At 44.6% G+C, this 18,445-nt stretch carries 16 protein-coding genes and 4 tRNA genes; 5 read left to right on the forward strand and 15 right to left on the reverse strand.

Annotated features, from left to right (window positions below; all coding sequences use genetic code 11):
- Nucleotides 1-61 precede the first annotated feature (61 nt).
- The 5 genes from hemC to J6836_RS16045 all read left to right on the forward strand — a co-directional run bounded on the left by hemC (nucleotide 62) and on the right by J6836_RS16045 (nucleotide 4,732).
- The gene (hemC, locus tag J6836_RS16025; protein WP_219244957.1) at nucleotides 62-1,006 is read left to right on the forward strand and encodes a hydroxymethylbilane synthase; all 945 of its coding nucleotides are present in this window, start codon (nucleotides 62-64) and stop codon (nucleotides 1,004-1,006) included.
- Nucleotides 1,003-1,758, forward strand: a complete 756-nt coding sequence (locus J6836_RS16030; protein WP_219244958.1) for a uroporphyrinogen-III synthase — start codon at nucleotides 1,003-1,005, stop codon at nucleotides 1,756-1,758. Before hemC ends, J6836_RS16030 begins: the two co-directional genes overlap by 4 nt.
- Before the next feature lie 3 nt (nucleotides 1,759-1,761).
- Nucleotides 1,762-3,006 carry a uroporphyrinogen-III C-methyltransferase gene (gene hemX, locus J6836_RS16035; RefSeq protein ID WP_219244959.1) on the forward strand — a complete coding sequence of 415 codons (1,245 nt, stop codon included), beginning with the start codon at nucleotides 1,762-1,764 and terminating at the stop codon, nucleotides 3,004-3,006.
- Between the two features lie 2 nt (nucleotides 3,007-3,008).
- Nucleotides 3,009-4,202, forward strand: a complete 1,194-nt coding sequence (gene hemY / locus J6836_RS16040; protein ID WP_219249537.1) for a protoheme IX biogenesis protein HemY — start codon at nucleotides 3,009-3,011, stop codon at nucleotides 4,200-4,202.
- 302 nt (nucleotides 4,203-4,504) lie between these two features.
- Complete coding sequence (locus J6836_RS16045) at nucleotides 4,505-4,732, forward strand: hypothetical protein (protein WP_219244960.1); 228 nt, start codon at nucleotides 4,505-4,507, stop codon at nucleotides 4,730-4,732.
- Between the two features lie 734 nt (nucleotides 4,733-5,466).
- Here J6836_RS16045 and J6836_RS16050 read toward each other — a convergent pair.
- From J6836_RS16050 to wecB, 15 genes are all read right to left on the reverse strand, one after another.
- Nucleotides 5,467-5,543 (reverse strand) — tRNA-Pro (locus J6836_RS16050).
- A 30-nt stretch (nucleotides 5,544-5,573) separates the two neighbouring features.
- Nucleotides 5,574-5,659 (reverse strand) — tRNA-Leu (locus J6836_RS16055).
- Between the two features lie 16 nt (nucleotides 5,660-5,675).
- Nucleotides 5,676-5,751, reverse strand: a tRNA-His gene (locus J6836_RS16060).
- Nucleotides 5,752-5,830: 79 nt separating this feature from the next.
- Nucleotides 5,831-5,907: transfer RNA gene (locus tag J6836_RS16065), tRNA-Arg, on the reverse strand.
- 167 nt (nucleotides 5,908-6,074) lie between these two features.
- Entirely contained in the window at nucleotides 6,075-7,451 is a 1,377-nt protein-coding gene (gene thrP, locus J6836_RS16070; RefSeq protein ID WP_219244961.1) for a bifunctional threonine/serine APC transporter ThrP, read from the reverse strand.
- A gap of 312 nt (nucleotides 7,452-7,763) precedes the next feature.
- Nucleotides 7,764-8,516, reverse strand: coding sequence for a lipopolysaccharide N-acetylmannosaminouronosyltransferase (gene wecG, locus J6836_RS16075; protein WP_219244962.1), 753 nt, complete (start codon nucleotides 8,514-8,516; stop codon nucleotides 7,764-7,766).
- A 9-nt stretch (nucleotides 8,517-8,525) separates the two neighbouring features.
- On the reverse strand, nucleotides 8,526-9,881 hold the full coding sequence (gene wzyE, locus J6836_RS16080) for an ECA oligosaccharide polymerase (RefSeq protein WP_219244963.1): 1,356 nt from the start codon (nucleotides 9,879-9,881) through the stop codon (nucleotides 8,526-8,528).
- Nucleotides 9,878-10,960 (reverse strand): TDP-N-acetylfucosamine:lipid II N-acetylfucosaminyltransferase, encoded by a 1,083-nt coding sequence (locus tag J6836_RS16085; RefSeq protein WP_219244964.1) that lies wholly within the window; start codon nucleotides 10,958-10,960, stop codon nucleotides 9,878-9,880. Before J6836_RS16085 ends, wzyE begins: the two co-directional genes overlap by 4 nt.
- Entirely contained in the window at nucleotides 10,957-12,207 is a 1,251-nt protein-coding gene (gene wzxE / locus J6836_RS16090; protein WP_219244965.1) for a lipid III flippase WzxE, read from the reverse strand. The genes J6836_RS16085 and wzxE overlap by 4 nt, the downstream gene beginning before the upstream one ends.
- Entirely contained in the window at nucleotides 12,207-13,337 is a 1,131-nt protein-coding gene (gene rffA, locus J6836_RS16095) for a dTDP-4-amino-4,6-dideoxygalactose transaminase (RefSeq protein WP_219244966.1), read from the reverse strand. The genes wzxE and rffA overlap by 1 nt, the downstream gene beginning before the upstream one ends.
- Entirely contained in the window at nucleotides 13,324-14,064 is a 741-nt protein-coding gene (gene rffC, locus J6836_RS16100; RefSeq protein WP_219244967.1) for a dTDP-4-amino-4,6-dideoxy-D-galactose acyltransferase, read from the reverse strand. The genes rffA and rffC overlap by 14 nt, the downstream gene beginning before the upstream one ends.
- Nucleotides 14,042-14,923 carry a glucose-1-phosphate thymidylyltransferase RfbA gene (rfbA, locus tag J6836_RS16105; protein ID WP_219244968.1) on the reverse strand — a complete coding sequence of 294 codons (882 nt, stop codon included), beginning with the start codon at nucleotides 14,921-14,923 and terminating at the stop codon, nucleotides 14,042-14,044. Before rfbA ends, rffC begins: the two co-directional genes overlap by 23 nt.
- Nucleotides 14,924-14,931: 8 nt before the next feature.
- A complete protein-coding gene (gene rffG, locus J6836_RS16110; RefSeq protein WP_219244969.1) occupies nucleotides 14,932-15,999 on the reverse strand; it encodes a dTDP-glucose 4,6-dehydratase in 1,068 nt (355 codons plus the stop codon).
- Nucleotides 15,996-17,258, reverse strand: a complete 1,263-nt coding sequence (wecC, locus tag J6836_RS16115) for a UDP-N-acetyl-D-mannosamine dehydrogenase (RefSeq protein ID WP_219244970.1) — start codon at nucleotides 17,256-17,258, stop codon at nucleotides 15,996-15,998. The genes rffG and wecC overlap by 4 nt, the downstream gene beginning before the upstream one ends.
- The gene (gene wecB, locus J6836_RS16120) at nucleotides 17,255-18,385 is read right to left on the reverse strand and encodes a non-hydrolyzing UDP-N-acetylglucosamine 2-epimerase (RefSeq protein ID WP_219244971.1); all 1,131 of its coding nucleotides are present in this window, start codon (nucleotides 18,383-18,385) and stop codon (nucleotides 17,255-17,257) included. Before wecB ends, wecC begins: the two co-directional genes overlap by 4 nt.
- Nucleotides 18,386-18,445 lie beyond the last annotated feature (60 nt).

An 18,445-nucleotide genomic window follows, 5' to 3' on the forward strand; every position in this document is an offset into this window, starting at 1 on the left:
TTAAAACTAATGCCAATTGTATGGTTAATACACGGCAATTTTCGCCAGAGAAAACAGCAAAATGACATCAACAAATATCGTGCGTATTGCAACGCGTAAAAGCCCTCTCGCCTTGTGGCAGGCGCATTTTGTCAAAGACAAATTAGAGCAGCTTCACCCCAATTTACAGGTTGAACTTGTCCCTATGGTGACAAAAGGTGACATCATTCTTGATACTCCACTGGCAAAAGTGGGTGGAAAAGGGTTATTCGTTAAAGAGCTGGAGCTTGCGCTATTAGAAGGACGTGCGGATATTGCCGTTCATTCAATGAAAGATGTGCCTGTTGAATTCCCTGAAGGGCTCGGCTTAGTCACTATCTGCGAACGCGAAGACCCTCGCGATGCCTTTGTCTCTAACCAGTACGACAATATTGATGCCTTGCCAAAAGGCAGTGTCGTAGGCACATCAAGTTTACGCCGCCAGTGCCAACTCCGAGAGCTTCGCCCTGATTTAGTTATTCGCGATTTACGCGGTAATGTGGGTACTCGTTTATCAAAACTCGATAACGGTGAATACGATGCCATTATCCTAGCCGTTGCAGGCCTAAAACGCTTAGGGCTTGAAGCGCGTATTCGTACTGCACTTGAACCTGAGCAATGTTTACCTGCTGTTGGCCAAGGTGCTGTTGGTATTGAATGCCGCTTAGATGATGCGGTAACCCGTGATTTACTTGCTGCACTGAACGATACTGATACCTCAATTTGTGTCCTCGCAGAGCGGGCGATGAATATGCGCTTAGAAGGCGGATGCCAAGTCCCTATCGGCAGCTATGCTATTTGGCAGGATGACAAAATTTGGTTACGTGCCCTTGTCGGTGCGCCCGACGGCAGCGTGATTATTCGCGGTGAACGCCTTATCGCTCCACAAGAGGCTAGCCAAGCTGGTGTATCGCTGGCTGAAGAGCTATTAGCGCAAGGTGCGAGAGAAATTTTAGCTGAAGTGTATAAAGGAAACCCGCCTGCATGAGAGTCCTTGTCACACGCCCTGAACCTTCGGGCTCAGAGCTGATAACGGCAATTACCTCAATCGGTGGGCAAGCTTACGCCTCTCCTTTAATCCGTATTGGGCCAGGTGCTGAGCTCAATACCTTGGCTTCTCAGCTCGATGCACTAGAAACGAACGATCTGGTCTTTCTTTTGTCCAAAAATGCAGTCGAGTACGCAAATTTAACGCTTGAACAAATGGAGCGTAGCTGGTCTGATAAGTTATCTTATTATGGAATAGGTCGCTCTACTGGGCAATATTTTCAGCGCACAACTGGGCAAACAGCTCGTTGGGCTGACCATGGGGAAACCAGTGAAGTACTTCTGACCCTTCCTGAGCTCCAATTTTTAGAAGGCAAACGTGCCCTTTTATTGCGAGGTAATGGTGGGCGAGAGCTTCTTGCGTCAACATTACGCTCACGTGGTGCTCACGTTGATTATTGCGAATGTTATGCACGGTTGCCTGTAAATTACGACAAAATACAATTCAATCAGAAATGGGTGCAAACCGAGATTACTGATGTCGTGATCACTAGCGGGCAAATGTTAGCCTTGCTTGAAGATTTAATCACCGATGAATATCGGGTATGGTGGTTTTCCCGCCGCCTGCTTGTTGTCAGTGAACGGATTGCAGATCTCGCCCGCCAAAGTGGGTGGCAGAAGGTCTGTGTAGCGAATAGCGCAGATAATAATGCTTTAATTGAAGCATTAATCTCAACCGATATGGGATGCTAATTTATGACGGAACACGATAAAACGACCGAGACGGTGACGCCAGAAACAGGTGAAAAATCAACAGTTCACCGCGGAACCAAACCCTCTTCGGAACAAAAACGTTCTGGTCTCGTAGGCGGAATTATTGCTATTGCGGTTATCATCGCCATTGGTGGCGGGCTCTATTATTTCACTCAACAAAGCAATGCCAAATTAGTCAATGAAAACAACGAACTAAAACAGCAGCTAAGTGATTTAATTGACCAACAAAACTCAGATAGGCAGCGTGTTGATGCCTTGATTGCTGCCAATAAAGACATAAAAAATCATGCACTTGAATACGAAGATAGATTAAACCGTCGTATGCAAGAGCTGCAAGCCCATGTTACGGCACTTTCAAGTACCGATGTCAAAAGCTGGTTAATCGCCCAAGCCGATTTCATGGTGAAAATGGCTGGCCGCAAATTATGGAATGATCATGACCCTGTGACTGCGGCAGTTCTGCTAAAAAGCGCGGACTCCAGCTTAGCGGAAATGAACGACCCAAGCCTGCTTGATATTCGTAAATCCATCAATAATGACATGGCAAAACTGGCTGCAATTAACCAAATTGACTATGACGGCATTATTTTACAGTTAAATCAGCTCAGTAATGAAGTTGATAACTTACGTCTCGCGGATTTAAATAGCGGTGATGCAGCAGATGATAATAATAGTGATGTAAGTGACGATGTTGCTGATTGGAAACAAAATCTGTCACGCAGTTGGAAGAGCTTTACCAATGACTTTATTACCGTTCGTGCTCGTGACGGTTCAGAAGCCCCATTATTGGCACCAAACCAAGATATTTATTTACGTGAAAATATTCGCTCACAGCTTTTAATTGCTGCTCAAGCGGTTCCTCGTTACCAAGAAGAAACGTATAAACAGTCATTAGAACAAGCTTCGACCTGGGTCAGAGCCTATTTCGATACTGAAGCACCAGCAACAAAAGCTTTTTTATCAACCATCGATGAGCTAATCAATCAGCCAATTGATGTTGAAATGCCAGAAGCACTTGAAAGCCAAGAAAAACTGGAAAAACTGATGCAAACGCGCGTTCGTAGTTTGCTTTCACAGACTGACATTAACAACACCGCTGATGGCGCAGTTGATGCCGCCGCTGAAGCAGTAAAAGCCGCGGAAAATGCGGTACCAGCTACTGATGCACAAACGCCGGATACAGAACACCCTTTTGAATCCGCAGAGCCTGCTGGCAATAGGGGGTAATGATGATTAAAGTATTAATCCTCTTTCTGGTCCTGATTGCAGGTGTGATCTTAGGGCCGCTATTGGCAGGTCACCAAGGCTATGTCTTTATTCGTACAGATAATTATGACATTACCACTAGTGTCACTAGCTTAGTTTTAGGCTTCATCTTACTGCAATTTGTGCTGTTGTTCCTTGGCTGGTGTTATCGCCGTTTTATGAGTACCACTTCGCGCACAAAAGGATGGGTGAGTGGTCGTAAATACCATAAAGCGCATACCCAAACTCAAAAAGCCTTGCTGAAATTAGCTGAAGGCGACTTTGAGCAAGTTGAAAAGCTGATGAGTAAGCACGCTGATTTCTCTCAACAGCCGGTGATTAACTATTTGATGGCTGCTGAAGCGGCACAACAGCGCGGTGATGAGTACCGTACTCACCAGTATTTAGACCGTGCTGCGGAAGCCGCGGGTAGAGACCAACTCCCTGTCGATATTTGCCGCGTGCGTATTCAGCTTGCTGAAGGAGAAGTCCACGCCGCTCGTAATGGTATCGATAAACTGATAGATAAAGCCCCAAGGCACCCTGAAGTTTTACGTCTTGCCGAGCAAGCTTACTTACGTTCTGGCGCTTACCAAGCACTGATCGAGCTATTACCCGTAATGGCAAAAGTACAGTTCCATAACGAAGATGAGCTCGATGCATTAAAACTGAAAGCTTACAAAGGGTTAATGAGCCAATGTATGGCTGAAGGTGGAAGTGATGGCCTGAAGGATTGGTGGAAATCACAACCTCGCCGTGTTCGCCATGAAACCGCACTTCAAGCCTTCTTAGCTGAGCACTTAATTGAGTGTGGTGATACAAAAAGCGCAGAAAAAATGATTATTGATGGGTTAAAGCAGCAATACGATGAGCGCTTACTGCTATTAGTACCAAAAATTAACAGCGATCACCCTGAAGCTATCGAGAAAACGTTATTGCATCTGCAAAAACAAAATGGCGCCACACCTTTATTAAACAGTACATTAGGTGTTTTATCGTTACATAATGCCCAGTGGGAAAAAGCAGAATCTTATTTTAAAGCCGCGTTAGCACAGCGCTTTGATGTTCAAGATGCTTCATGGCTCGCAGATACTTACGATAAGCTGCATAAACCAAATGAAGCCGCTAAGGTTCGCCAAGAAGCCTTAACCCATTCATTGAAGCAAGAACGCACTTAAGCATTTACGTATATTCGCACCCAATAAAAACGCCACTCACTGAAGTGGCGTTTTTATTTTTCATCTCGAACAACCGATAAAGACACAAAAAAGTAGCATTCTGCCCCGCTTTGTTATCTCATTAATATCCAAAAACGACAAAGAAAGTATTATCGTCGGTATAGCGCGTGAAAAAATGGATATCCCCAAAAAACATAATAAATTCATTGTAAACAAAACAAGCGCAGCTATGTCATAAAACAAATACATAGTGTATAAAACACTATATGCATTTTTTCTTTGAATGAATTTAGGAAATCTATATGAATGTAGTTAAAGCCATTTGGCGCTGGATCATCGCGACACCAAACCGTTTGCAAATCTTTTTTGACTTGCTACTGCTAGTTTTATCACCTTTTGTTTTTATTATGATCATTGGTTTTAATACTGAAGATCTCAGTAAAGATATTTTCATCATTACGTTCATTATTCTTTGTTATACCTATATCACTCGCTGGATCAGTAAATGGTTTAGCAAAGGTAAAAATTAGTCTTCCTATTTAATTTTGCCTCTTATTTTCATCAATAAGGGGCTATATCATAAAAAATGCAAAAAAAACACCTGCACTAGGCAGGTGTAAAATACAATCAGGTCTACAGACGGATGGTGCCTCACTCAACGTTTCGCCCGTTCGTTGATGGTAAGAGGATGAGCTCTTGATCATCTAAGCTGGACAATAGGCACCGATAATCGGCTTTGCGTCATCTCTGGGTTTATGAAGCATTGCTATCATAAGAAGTGAGATGAGCATCTACATATTTAATAATGCAGGATGCGTGCCAACTTTTTCCATCATCCTATTTTTCTCACTACTATTCCCAATATTTCTGTATATCTCCGTTTTACAGGGTATTTTTAGCCCAGAAAGTTTGCACGCCCCCCTCACTTTACTTTTCTAACCTTTAACACGAATTAAAGCGCATATCTTTGTCTCAATATAGAGACATCTTAATGAGGTTATAAATTTATTATTATAAATCAATGAGTAAAACGTCTCTTTTTGGAGACATTGAAATATGGGTTTGTATAAAAATCACGACACTTATTTTTTTATATAAAAAACAATACGTTAAAGGATGCTATTTGATATAGGCAATTAAATAGAAAGAATAGAGAAAAAGAAGATGTTTAAAAGAGAGTTAACAGACTAGCTCAGTGGTGAATATTAAAATTTCAATACCGTTAGAATGCAAAAACCCCGCTATTAAGCGGGGTTCTTTAAATTGGTCGGCGAGAGAGGATTCGAACCTCCGACCCACTGGTCCCAAACCAGTTGCGCTACCAAGCTGCGCTACTCGCCGAAATGTACTGCTTCACATCAATTTTTTTCGTGGTGCGAAAGGGGGGACTTGAACCCCCACGTCCATAGGACACTAACACCTGAAGCTAGCGCGTCTACCAATTCCGCCACCCTCGCAATGTCACAAAAAAAATGGGGTGGCTAATGGGACTCGAACCCACGACAACTGGAATCACAATCCAGGGCTCTACCAACTGAGCTATAGCCACCATAACTTCACTTTTTTCAAAGCGTTGCTATCATACTACATACAACGTCATTTTGCCAACCGTAGCGACGCGCTAAAACTGGTGCGCCCGACAGGATTCGAACCTGAGACCTCTGCCTCCGGAGGGCAGCGCTCTATCCAGCTGAGCTACGGGCGCTTAACGCCGTTGCGGGAGAGGATAGTACGGATTTATCTACCCGCTGTCTAGTCCTTTTTGAAATAAAAATATCGATTGCTTGCCTTTTATCCATTTCGTCGAGAAAGAGAGCATTTTTGCCCTCTTTTTCGCGCGCCGCCCATAAAATTGCCGAAAAAATATCTTCCCTAGGCTTTTTTACTGTGGCCGTTTAATGCCTGAATTAAAAAATAAAGCAGGGAAACTGTCCCTAAAAAGAGTGCACCGACAATTAATGACATCCGCGTATCTGGGTTTATCGCCATTCCGACTAAGACACAGGCCAAAAAGAGTAACGTGGCATAGTTGACCCATGGAAATAAAATTGACTTAAATGGATGCCCGACTAGTTTTTCTTTATTTTGCTGGCGAAAACGAATTTGACTGGTGAGCAAAACTAACCATGGCACCATCCCTGGTAAGACGCTTGCACTGTACACGTACACAAACACTTTTTCTGGATTCGGGATGATGTAATTCAAGCTAGAGCCCGCGACAAGGCACAATATCGTAAAACCAACACAGCGTGCGGGAACGCCATTTTTCGTGAGTTTCAGTAACCCACTCGGGAGCTGCTTATTTTGCGCTAACGCGTACAACATGCGGCCACCACTGTACATGCCACTATTACATCCAGACAGCGCCGCAGTGAGCACCACAAAGTTGATTACGGCTGCCGCAGAGACAATCCCCACTTTCGCAAAGGTTAACACAAACGGGCTCCCTTGCTGCCCGACTTCAGTCCATGGAAATAAGGTAACAACAATAAAGATAGCCCCCACGTAGAAAATCAAAATGCGCCATAAAATGTTATTAATAGCTTTTTTCAGCGTCACTTGCGGATTTTTCGCTTCACCAGCCGTGATCCCAACTAACTCAACGCCTTGATAGGAAGCCACAACGATACACAGCGCAAATAAGAAGCCTTTCCAGCCCCCTGCAAAGAAGCCGCCGTGTTCCGTCAGGTTACCTAGGCCAATCGGCTCAAAGTTATTTCCAAGGCCGAAAAAGATTAACCCCAAGCCAATCAGGATCATCACCACAATCGTGGTAACTTTGATCATCGCAAACCAAAACTCTAACTCACCATACAAGCGAACGGCGGCAAGGTTGGCCAATGCGACTAAAACCACTGCGACAATGGCAAATACCCACTGAGGTACATCTGGGAACCAATATTCGGCGTAAACACCGATGGCGGTAATTTCGGAAATCCCAACTGCCACCCACATAAACCAATAACCCCACGCGGTGAGGCATCCCCAAAATGGGCTCAAATACTTATAACCGAAAGAGGCAAACGACCCTGTGACAGGCTCAAGAAACAGCATCTCCCCCATAGAACGCATGATGAAGAACACAAAAATACCGGCAATGATGTATGCCAGCAGCACGGAAGGCCCTGCCCATTTTAACGTACTGGCTGAGCCCATAAATAGCCCAACACCAATTGTTCCACCTAGCGCAATAAGCTCAATGTGCCGAGCTTCTAGCCCGCGCTGAAGTCCCTGTTGTGGATTCCCCATAAATACCCCTGTCATCAATTATTATCGTTAAATCACAGTGTGAATTGGAACGAAATTAGTCATAACCACTGTAATTTATTAAAAACAGTCGAAACTTCGACTGAAAAGCATGTCATAGACCCAAATTAGAGATAAAAACTATGATCTACATTTATTTTTGATGAATTATAGAAATATTTGAGGAAAGAGACCAGCGAATACGCAGATGAATGACTCTGCAATCAGTATGGAGGGGAAATAAACGTGATAAATAAAGCGGGAAAAGTCAACCTTTATCCCGCTTTATTCGTCAGCCATTGCTTGGAAGCAAACTTATAGCTTACCACCGTAGTAATAGCCTAAAAACTTCAGCAACTTAAACTGACGAGTAATACGCGAAGGTTGGGATAACAAGCGATACAACCATTCTAAGCCTAAGTTTTGCCACACTTTCGGGGCGCGCTTCACATGGCCAGTAAAGACATCATAAGTCCCACCAACCCCCATATACAGCGCATCTGGGTGAACAACACGGCAATCACGCATAAAAAGTTCTTGTTTTGGTGACCCCATTGCAACCGTGACAATTTTGGCACCGCTTGCATGAATGCGTTCAAATAAAGCACCGCGGTCTTCTGCGGTAAAATAGCCATTTTGCGAGCCAACAATGTTCACATTCCATTGGGCACGCAGTTTACTTTCGGTTTGCTCGAGGATTTCAGGCTTACCTCCGACCAAGAATACAGGCGTACCCTCACGCCCTGCTCTTTCCATCAGCCCTTCCCATAAATCTGCGCCTGCAACGCGGGAAACCTGAGCTTTTGGGTATTTACGGCGGATCGCACGCACAATGCTGATCCCATCGGCATACAGATATTCGGCTTGGCCTAATAAGGTATTTAGCGCGGCGTCTTTTTCCGCAATCATCACTTTTTCCGCATTAATTGCGACTAAAGTCCCCGTTTTGGTCTCACCATCTGCAAACAAATAATCCAAAAAGTGGGCCATATCTTTAAAGCCCCAAATATTATGTCCACGAATCGAGTACTGAGGAACAGATGAAGATTGAGTTGATGACGGTTCCATGATGCTTCCTTAACGACTTTCACGTTGTTGGCTTCTCAAGAAAGAAGCCGTTTTTGTGCGGATAAGCCCCGCACTTTCAAATAACCAATACAGGAGTTTTGCCAAAATCAGGCATAACCCGAAGATTAAGCAGAAAAAAACCACCCGCGAGACAAAAGAATCGACGCCTTCACGCGCTAATACAATAATGTTGAAAATCGCACCGAAACAAAATGCCTGCATAATCGCGGCTTTATAGCGGTTTGGCTCTTGCAAGCTCATGCCATAAATCCAGTCAAACCATTTAATAATCAAGCCCACTGCGATTGCACCAAGTGGAATGAAAATGACTCCGCCCATCACCACTAATGAGCCAATCAAGGTCGGGGAAATGGCTAAGCCAGAATGGTTATTCAACACTTCCCAAGTAAAATAGTTCGCTGAGTTCAGCACAGTATCTGGCCGCTCAGGCCATACCCACGATGGAATAAATACATAGAAATCGCGAATGATCGGCGCAAGCCCTTGGAAATCCATCTCATCATAATGACTGAGTAATAAGGCGAGGTTTTCCCATGGCGAGAACGTATCTCGGGTCAGATACAAGAAGGTGTAATACGCTTCAGAGCCGCTCACATCCAGCCCATAACGTTTTAATGCCAACCAGAACATCCCGACAATACTGGCGACGCCTGCCGCACCCAGCATCCAGAGAGTGATCCAGCCCCTGACGATACCGATAAACAAAAATAGTGCGAAGGCGATGATGATATTCGCTCGTGTTCCGCCCACGATAACATAAGTTAAAAAACCAAAGGCTACGGTACTGACAAGGAAGAAAATCCAGCGTTTTTGCGTTGGGCGTAGAAAATACACAATCAACATGGCAGGGATAAAGAAGTAGAAAAACCGCTTCAATGCAACCCCTGAAACTTGGCTGGAGAAAATTTGACTGTAGGATTTCAACTTAAACAGTAAAAAACCATTCTGCATAAAGAAGATCCCCACCGTCACGACCGCGATAGCGATTAATAACATGCAAGTGAGGTTGGTTTCGACTTTGTTCATGCTAAACAGCGCACGCCGTGAAGTATCGACTCTGCGCGACAGACGCGTTTTATAGGCTACATAATAGATGGCATAAAAACTGGTCGCCGCAAGCTGCGCATACAAAAGATAATCCGCTGTCACGACGGCCACATCAAACTGGAACACTAAGGCACAGGTTAACGGAAAACCGAAATAAAACGTCAATAAATACAACATTGAAAAGAAAATGTTGAAGTTAAAACGAACACGTAAAAACTCTTTATACAGCAAGGTGCCGATAAAAATGATTGATATCAGGTAGACCAATGCTAAGCCACCTAACTCCGTTAGCGTCATGCTCGCCCCTCCGCAACGCTAAGGATGGTTTTCCAACCCTCAGTAAAGTTTGGAGCAAAAAATTCAATATTGGCTTTATCCAACAACGTCATTTGGCGCTGTGCTTCATCCACCAGCGAGGTTGTCAATTCATCGCCATAGAAAAATACGGGCACATTTTGCGCCGTTAAATCCTGCCAAAACGTATTTTGACGGCTGATCACAAACGGAATACCGAATTGAATCAATAAGCAAACGGTACCAACCCCTTGCTGGCGATTAAAAATAAAATAACCAAGGTCGCAGGTTTTCAACAAATTAAGGTAATCGCTGAATGCCATACGCTCTTTGAGTATCTCGACCTGACCCGCTGAAAATGCGCTATTTGCCGCCTCTTCCACTTGTTGAATATAAACGTGGTTGTTTGCGGGATACCCCATTGGGATAATCACACGAGCCTTGGCACCAAATTGCTGTTTAATCGCCCCCAGAGCCTCTACATGGCGATTAGAACGGTCACCCGAATTACCGAGCAGGATAGTCAGTTGCTCGCCTTCACGTGGCTTACGTTCGCTTACCGTTAAAGCAGGATCCATCCGTGTCGGGAAATACAGCACGGAAGCAGGCACTTTAGGGTTCGACTGGTGGAAATAACATAAATCGCCCCGTGTCGCACAAACATGCCCCACTTTTTTTTGCGCCAAACGACGCAAAACATAAAACAGCTTGAATTTCAGTGAACTAGACTCTTCGTACAGGTCTGCACCCCAAATATGCCACCAAAACTGGTGAGTCTTGATTTGGCCAAATAACAGTGCCAGCCAAATTGGTGCATTAAATTGCCCATGGAAGAAGAAACGAGTACGGCGATCTGCTTTTGCTCGCTTTATTACACTGTTTGCGATGGATTTTTTATTTGCAAAAACGTCAATTTCGAGCTGCGGATAAGCGTCAGCAAGCCCCGCATCATCGCTTACGACCATAAAATGCGGTTTTTGTGACGGTGCCATTTCTTGGCTAATAACGTCATTAAAAAACGTTAAAACCGTCTGGTTATGATGTGGGAGATTCGATCCCAATACATGTATTAAAGTTGTCATGCTCGCCTACGGTAAATCAAAAATACGCAACAACATAAAGTAAAGTATACGATATAAGTAGCCATATAGGCCTGTGTCGCGCCAACTGCGCCATGCTCAGGGATAAGCCAGTGAGCAAAGCCCATCAGCAACACAAATTGACTCAGTTCTGTTAGGACATAAAAACGTAATGCAGCTTTGGCTATCACCAAATAACCAAACACATACGCGCCCACTTTCAGTACATCGCCCACAAGCTGCCAAGCAAATAAGTCACGCATTCCTGTAAATTTTTCAGAAAATAGCAGCCAAATAGCAAAATCACGCAGGAGCCACACCATAAAACTGGCGACAGCAACAGCGGGTAAGACAAATTTTAAGGCTTTAATAATTTCAGATGAAATTTCGCTTTTATGCTGTAAACGGGAAAGTGTCGGCAATAAATACACCGAAAATGACGCGGTAATAAACTGCAAGTAAGCATCCGAAATCGTGCTCACCCCAGCCCATAACCCAACATCGTCCCAGCTATAACGCTCCGCTAATAGGTTTCGCATCATGATGTAAGCGACAGGTAACGTCACCGACGTTAACAACGCCATGATGGTAAATTTACCTAAGTGCGTTGCAATGGCTTTATCCCACGCGGGTTTCAGCATTGACAGTGCAAATTGTTTGCGGCGAATAATCATCAAACCTGCGGGTAGGACAACTAAGGCTGGCACAAGGGCTAAGCCCGCAAGCGCGCCTTCATATCCCCCCAAGGTATAGCACAAATAATAGGCAACAACACCCACTAAGCTCCCTAAAATGATAGCTTGCGCGTTGCCTGATGCGTCTCTATAACCTTTTAAGATAGCTAAGAAGTAGTTTGCGTATGCAATCCCCATCTGAATAAATGCTACCGCATAAATCACAGAGGCATAATCAGGGCTATCAAATAATACCTGACTGATAGCGCCACTAAATAGCAAGAAAATAACGGCTAATAACGTTGAGAAGCCAAGAATTAGCGTTGATGATGTCCCTAAAACGGCGCGAAGTTTGACCGGGTCTTGATGGTGCTCTGCCACATATTTTGTGACACCATTGAAAATCCCCGCGCCAGACAACACACCAAGAACAGTAATCAATTGGCGGAAATTCCCCGCCAACCCTACGCCACTCGGGCCAAATGCAATTGCCAGCAATTTAACGATAAGCAGGCCTGCCCCAATTTTAATCAGGGTAGACCCAGCTGTCCAAACGGAGGCTTTAGCTAACGACATTAGGCAAAGAACGCCTTAATGTGCTCGATAACTGTTTGCTGTTCGGCATCCGTCATGTTGTAGAACATCGGCAAACGCACCAGACGGTCACTTTCTTTTGTGGTGTATTTGTCTTCACCATGGAAGCGACCAAACTCCAGCCCTGCAGGGCTTGTATGCAGTGCAACGTAGTGGAACACCGTTAACACACCGTGGGATTTCATAAATTCATTGAATTCAGTGCGCTCTTCCACATCTTTCAATTTGATGTAGAACATATGGGCGTTGTGAACCAGACCTTCAGGCACAGTGGCTAATACTAAGCGGCCTGCATCCACCAGCGGTTGTAGTGCTTCATAGTAACGTTTCCATAGCAGTAAACGACGTTCGTTGATTTTGTCTGCTTCTTCCAATTGAGCCCACAGGTACGCAGCTTGTAAGTCAGATAACAAGTAACTTGAGCCAATATCACGCCACGTGTATTTATCCACTTGTCCACGGAAGAACTGGCTACGATTCGTGCCTTTTTCACGAATGACTTCAGCGCGGCTGATTAAGTCTTTATCGTTGATTAAGGTCGCACCACCTTCCCCGCCAGAAGAGTAGTTTTTGGTTTCATGGAAACTGTAGCAACCAATATGGCCGATAGTCCCTAACGCTTTGCCTTTGTAGGTTGACATCACGCCTTGCGCCGCATCTTCAATAACGAATAAATCATGCTTTTTAGCAATATTCATGATGGTGTCCATTTCACACGCAACACCTGCGTAATGAACTGGCACAATCGCACGCGTGCGTTCAGTGATCGCCGCTTCGATTTTGGTTTCATCAATGTTCATGGTGTCTGGGCGGATATCCACAAAAACAATTTTTGCGCCGCGCAGAACAAATGCGTTTGAGGTTGATACAAAGGTAAAGCTTGGCATGATCACTTCATCGCCAGGCTTAATATCAATCAGGATTGCCGCCATTTCTAATGACGCCGTGCAAGATGGCGTCAACTGTACTTTCGGGCAGTTAAAACGTTTTTCCATCCACTCTTCACAACGTTTAGTGAAGCCACCATCACCACACAGTTTGCCACTTTCCATGGCTTGTCTCATATACTCTAATTCAGTACCTACAACGGGTGGTTTATTAAATGGAATCATGTTGTCCCCTGTATAACCAATAGGCGGTACTGGCAATTGCCGCACCGCTACGTGAATAAAGATTTAATGCCGCAACGTTACTGATTTGAGTGGCAACATTTAACTGTCTTTTTTGGTGTTGCACACACCAGTCGAACGCCGCAGACATCAACTTGCGGCCAATCCCTTGCCCTTGCGCTTCAGGCATTTTTGCTAATAACCCGATGCGTGCAGTATCATCGTCAATATGGCGCAAACTCACAAAGCCTAAAATGCGGCCTGAGGCGTCTTTGACTAACAAGCAAGTATGGTCAAACGTACCTAGCACGGCTTTTTCTATCCACAAAGCGTAAAACCGCCCGCTATCCCCTTCACGATACCAAGGAGCACGAAAGCGGCTATTGCTAAAGACAGAGGCAGCTGCTTGTTGTAGTAAAGGGACTTCATCCACTTGTGCTGCAACAACGCTATCTGCCGCCGTTAAACCCGCCTTTAGATAAGCATTTTCTGTGCCAATAGTAAGTGCAAAGTCCGTTTCACCTTCAACAAATGAAAAACCCATACTGGTTAAGTCATCAATCAACTGTGTTTCAGACGCGGCAACCTTAGCTTGGACGATATCGTACACATCCATTTGATAAGCAAGGAGAGTTTCGAGGTTTCCCCCCGAAAAATTTAACTTTGCAGTTGAGCGATGAAAAAAGTCGCTCTCCCACTGTAACCCATCAATACTGGCGCGGACGGACACGAAGTAAATCCTCTAAATATTGCCCATAACCGGTTTTTTTCAGGTGCTGTGCAGATTCGGCAACTTGCTCATCTGTTAACCAGCCATTGCGCCATGCAATCTCTTCTAAGCAGGCGACTTTAAAACCTTGGCGTTTTTCAACGGTTTGTACAAATGTGCCCGCTTCAATCAGGCTGTCGTGAGTACCTGTATCCAACCATGCAAAACCACGGCCGAGGAGCTCAACATTTAACTGCCCACGCTCTAAATACATTTGGTTGATGGAGGTAATTTCTAACTCACCACGTTCAGATGGCTTAACTTGCTTAGCAAATTCAACCACTTGAGAGTCATAGAAATACAGCCCTGTGACGGCCCAGTTGGATTTCGGTTTTACAGGTTTTTCTTCGATGGATAAGGCTTTAAAATTATCGTCAAATTCCACCACACCAAAACGCTCTGGATCCATCACTTGATAACCAAATACTGTCGCACCTTGGGTGCGCTCTGCGACGGATTTCAATTTCGGGCTGAACGAGTGGCCAAAGAAGATGTTGTCCCCTAAGACTAAACAACAGCTATCGCCATTGATAAATTCTTCACCAATAATAAAGGCTTGTGCTAATCCATCAGGTGACGGTTGCTCTGCATAACTCAGTTCAATACCAAACTCATGCCCATCACCCAATAGGCGTTTGAACATCGGTAAATCATCTGGCGTTGAAATAATTAAAATTTCGCGAATACCCGCTAACATCAAAACTGAAAGCGGGTAGTAAATCATTGGCTTATCATAGATAGGCAATAATTGTTTGGAAATACCGCGGGTAATTGGGTGCAAACGCGTTCCCGATCCCCCTGCTAAAATAATACCTTTCATGGTTTCACCTAATTGCCAAGGCCTAAGCGTTCACCTGCGTAAGAGCCATCTTGTACACGACGCCACCACGTTTCGTTATTCAAATACCATAAGACCGTTTTGCGAATGCCAGACTCGAACGTTTCTTCGGGTTTCCAGCCCAATTCACGCTCAATTTTTGCAGCATCAATGGCATAACGCATGTCGTGACCTGGTCGGTCTTTCACATAGGTAATTAAATCGCGGTAATGTGCCACACCTTGTGGTTTCTGCGGATGAAGTTCTTCAAGCAGCTCACAAATGGTTTCAACAACGTCAATATTGCGGCGTTCGTTGTGCCCACCAATATTGTAAGTGGTGCCAGCCTGCGCCGTTGTTGCCACTAAATGTAAAGCACGTGCATGGTCTTCCACAAACAACCAATCGCGAATTTGCTCACCTTTGCCATATACGGGCAGTGGTTTGCCCGCTAAAGCGTTTAAAATAATTAAGGGGATCAATTTCTCAGGGAAATGATACGGCCCGTAGTTATTTGAGCAGTTGGTGATCATGGTTGGCAAACCATAAGTTCTTTGCCACGCACGCACCAAGTGGTCGCTGGATGCTTTAGAGGCAGAGTATGGGCTGCTTGGCGCATAAGGCGTTGTTTCTGTGAAAAAGCCTTCTGGGCCATCTAAATCACCGTACACTTCGTCTGTCGAGATGTGGTGGAAACGAAATGTAGCCTTTTTCCCTTCATCTAACGTAGACCAATAGTGGCGAGCGGCTTCTAACAGTGTGTAAGTACCCACAATATTGGTTTCAATAAAAGCGGCTGGTCCATCAATAGAACGGTCAACGTGGCTTTCTGCCGCCAGATGCATCACTGCATCTGGTTGATATTGTGCAAAAACACTGTCAAGCGCTTGTCGGTCGCAGATATTGACTTGCTCAAACGCATAACGTTCACTGCTCGCGACAAGCGCGAGAGATTCGAGGTTGCCAGCATAAGTCAGGCAATCAACAACAATCGCACTATCGTTCGTGTTCTCAATGATATGACGAACCACTGCGGAGCCAATAAAACCCGCGCCTCCGGTGATTAAAATGCGTTTCAACGCCAGACTCCTTTTGTATCTACAACCCATTTTTGTGGGATTGCTGAACCTTGAATGCCTTTAAAGACATTGTGGTCAACTAACAACAGGATCACATCCGCTTCATTTACCGCTTTTTCAATGGAAACTAACTCAGAAATACCTTTCAATGAGGTCGGTAATTCTTCGATATGTGGCTCAACAGCATAAGTTTTACCCGGGTTCCAATTCGCGATCATTTTTGTGATGTGCATTGCTGGGCTTTCACGTAAATCATCAATGTTCGGTTTAAACGAAAGGCCGAAACAGGCAATGGTCACTTCGCTGGCTTTTTTGCCCGTTTCCACTAAGCAATCAGCAACAGCGGCTTTCACTTGGTCAACCACCCAAATTGGTTTGCCATCATTGACTAAACGTGCAGTGTGGATCAAACGTGATTGTTTCGGGTTTTGAGCAACAATAAACCATGGGTCAACAGCGATACAGTGACCACCAACGCCAGGGCCCGGTTGTAAAATATTCACGCGCGGATGGCGGTTTGCGAGGCTGATAAGCTCCCACACGTTGATATCTTGCTCTGCACAAATTAATGATAATTCGTTGGCAAATGCAATATTGACATCACGGAAGCTGTTTTCCGTTAATTTGCACATTTCTGCAGTTCTTGAGTTCGTAATTACACACTCGCCTTCAAGGAAAATGTTGTATAGCTCACTCGCACGCAGTGAAGATTTTGGTGTCATACCGCCAACTACACGGTCATTTTTAATTAATTCGACCATCACTTGACCTGGCAATACACGCTCTGGGCAATAAGCCACATCGATGTCTGCATCTTCGCCTGCTTGGTGCGGGAATGTTAAATCAGGGCGTGCTTCGGCCATCCATTGGGACATTTGCTCGGTTGTGCCCACTGGAGAAGTAGACTCAAGAATGACTAAGTCCCCTTTTTTCAGCACAGGCGCAATCGACTCCGCGGCAGAACGAACGTAGGCTAAATCGGGTTCGTGATCACCTTTAAATGGCGTAGGAACAGCAATCAAATAAGCATCGGCTGACTGTGGCTTTGTAAAGGCTTTCAAATGACCTTCTTCAACGGCTTTTTTCACCACGATATCAAGTTCAGGTTCCACAATGTGGATTTTTCCCTGATTAATGGTATCCACCGCATGTTGGTTAACATCTACACCGACAACCTGTTTTTTACGTGATGCAAAGGCTGCCGCTGTTGGTAAACCGATATAACCAAGGCCAATAACAGAAATAGTTTCAAAACTCATAATTTCACCTGATTACTTTTTAATGCTGTAAGAATACGCTGACAAGCATGACCATCACCATATGGGTTATGTGCGCGGCTCATTTCATGATATTCCGCATCATCTGTCAGTAACCGATTAACTTCGTTAACAATTTTTTGTGTATCTGTTCCCACTAGGCGAACTGTACCAGCGTCAACCGCTTCAGGTCGCTCAGTAGTATCTCTCATCACCAAAACTGGCTTGCCAAGAGAAGGGGCTTCTTCTTGAATTCCCCCTGAATCTGTCAGAATCAAATAGGCATGATTCATTAAGTAGACAAATGGAAGGTATTCTTGAGGGCTAATTAAAATAATATTATCGATATCATGCAAAATGCGTTTTACAGGCTCACTGACATTGGGGTTCAAGTGCACAGGGTAAACCACCTGTACATCTGGGTGTGCCTGTGCAATTTCCGCCAATGCGTGGCAAATACGCTCAAAACCACCTCCAAAACTTTCACGGCGATGGCCTGTAACTAAAATCATTTTCTTATTGGGGTCAATAAACGGGTAGTTTGCACCCAATTTTTCCATCATGTGCTGGTCGCTCATGACTTTGTCTCGTACCCATAACAACGCATCAATTACACTGTTGCCTGTCACAAAAATATGACTGTCAGGAATCGATTCTTTTAACAGGTTTTGGCGTGAGTTTTCCGTTGGCGCAAAGTGATACATCGCTAAGTGCCCTGCAATTTTGCGGTTAGCTTCTTCAGGCCATGGGGAATATAGGTTTCCTGTACGTAAGCCAGCTTCAACGTGCCCAACAGGAATACGATGGTAAAACGCAGCAAGGCTCGTTGCCATAGTAGTTGCTGTATCCCCATGAACAAGAACAACATCAGGCTGAAAATCTGCAAAAACACTTTTCAAACCTTCAAGGATACGACAAGTAATATCGGTTAAATCTTGCCCTGGCTTCATAATATTGAGATCGTAATCTGGTGTGATCTCAAACAGTTTCAGTACTTGATCGAGCATTTCACGATGCTGTGCGGTGACACAAACTTTTGCTTCAAAATCTGCATCATTCGCCAGTGCATGAACCAACGGTGCCATTTTGATGGCTTCTGGTCGTGTGCCGAATACAGTCAATACTTTCACAGTGACTCTCTTATATTTATCTTATGCAGTGTGCTGCTTATTTAATCTTAATGACTTTAT

Origin of the sequence: Providencia sp. R33 (assembly GCF_019343475.1) — a bacterium.
Lineage (GTDB): Bacteria > Pseudomonadota > Gammaproteobacteria > Enterobacterales > Enterobacteriaceae > Providencia.

Bases quoted from the DNA above. Each gene is read 5' to 3' on its own strand.
- hemC (WP_219244957.1), top strand. From the start codon at position 62: ATGACATCAACAAATATCGTGCGTATTGCAACGCGTAAAAGCCCTCTC.
- J6836_RS16030 (WP_219244958.1), top strand. From the start codon at position 1,003: ATGAGAGTCCTTGTCACACGCCCTGAACCTTCGGGCTCAGAGCTGATA.
- hemX (WP_219244959.1), top strand. From the start codon at position 1,762: ATGACGGAACACGATAAAACGACCGAGACGGTGACGCCAGAAACAGGT.
- hemY (WP_219249537.1), top strand. From the start codon at position 3,009: ATGATTAAAGTATTAATCCTCTTTCTGGTCCTGATTGCAGGTGTGATC.
- J6836_RS16045 (WP_219244960.1), top strand. From the start codon at position 4,505: ATGAATGTAGTTAAAGCCATTTGGCGCTGGATCATCGCGACACCAAAC.
- thrP (WP_219244961.1), bottom strand. From the start codon at position 7,451: ATGGGGAATCCACAACAGGGACTTCAGCGCGGGCTAGAAGCTCGGCAC.
- wecG (WP_219244962.1), bottom strand. From the start codon at position 8,516: ATGGAACCGTCATCAACTCAATCTTCATCTGTTCCTCAGTACTCGATT.
- wzyE (WP_219244963.1), bottom strand. From the start codon at position 9,881: ATGACGCTAACGGAGTTAGGTGGCTTAGCATTGGTCTACCTGATATCA.
- J6836_RS16085 (WP_219244964.1), bottom strand. From the start codon at position 10,960: ATGACAACTTTAATACATGTATTGGGATCGAATCTCCCACATCATAAC.
- wzxE (WP_219244965.1), bottom strand. From the start codon at position 12,207: ATGTCGTTAGCTAAAGCCTCCGTTTGGACAGCTGGGTCTACCCTGATT.
- rffA (WP_219244966.1), bottom strand. From the start codon at position 13,337: ATGATTCCATTTAATAAACCACCCGTTGTAGGTACTGAATTAGAGTAT.
- rfbA (WP_219244968.1), bottom strand. From the start codon at position 14,923: ATGAAAGGTATTATTTTAGCAGGGGGATCGGGAACGCGTTTGCACCCA.
- wecC (WP_219244970.1), bottom strand. From the start codon at position 17,258: ATGAGTTTTGAAACTATTTCTGTTATTGGCCTTGGTTATATCGGTTTA.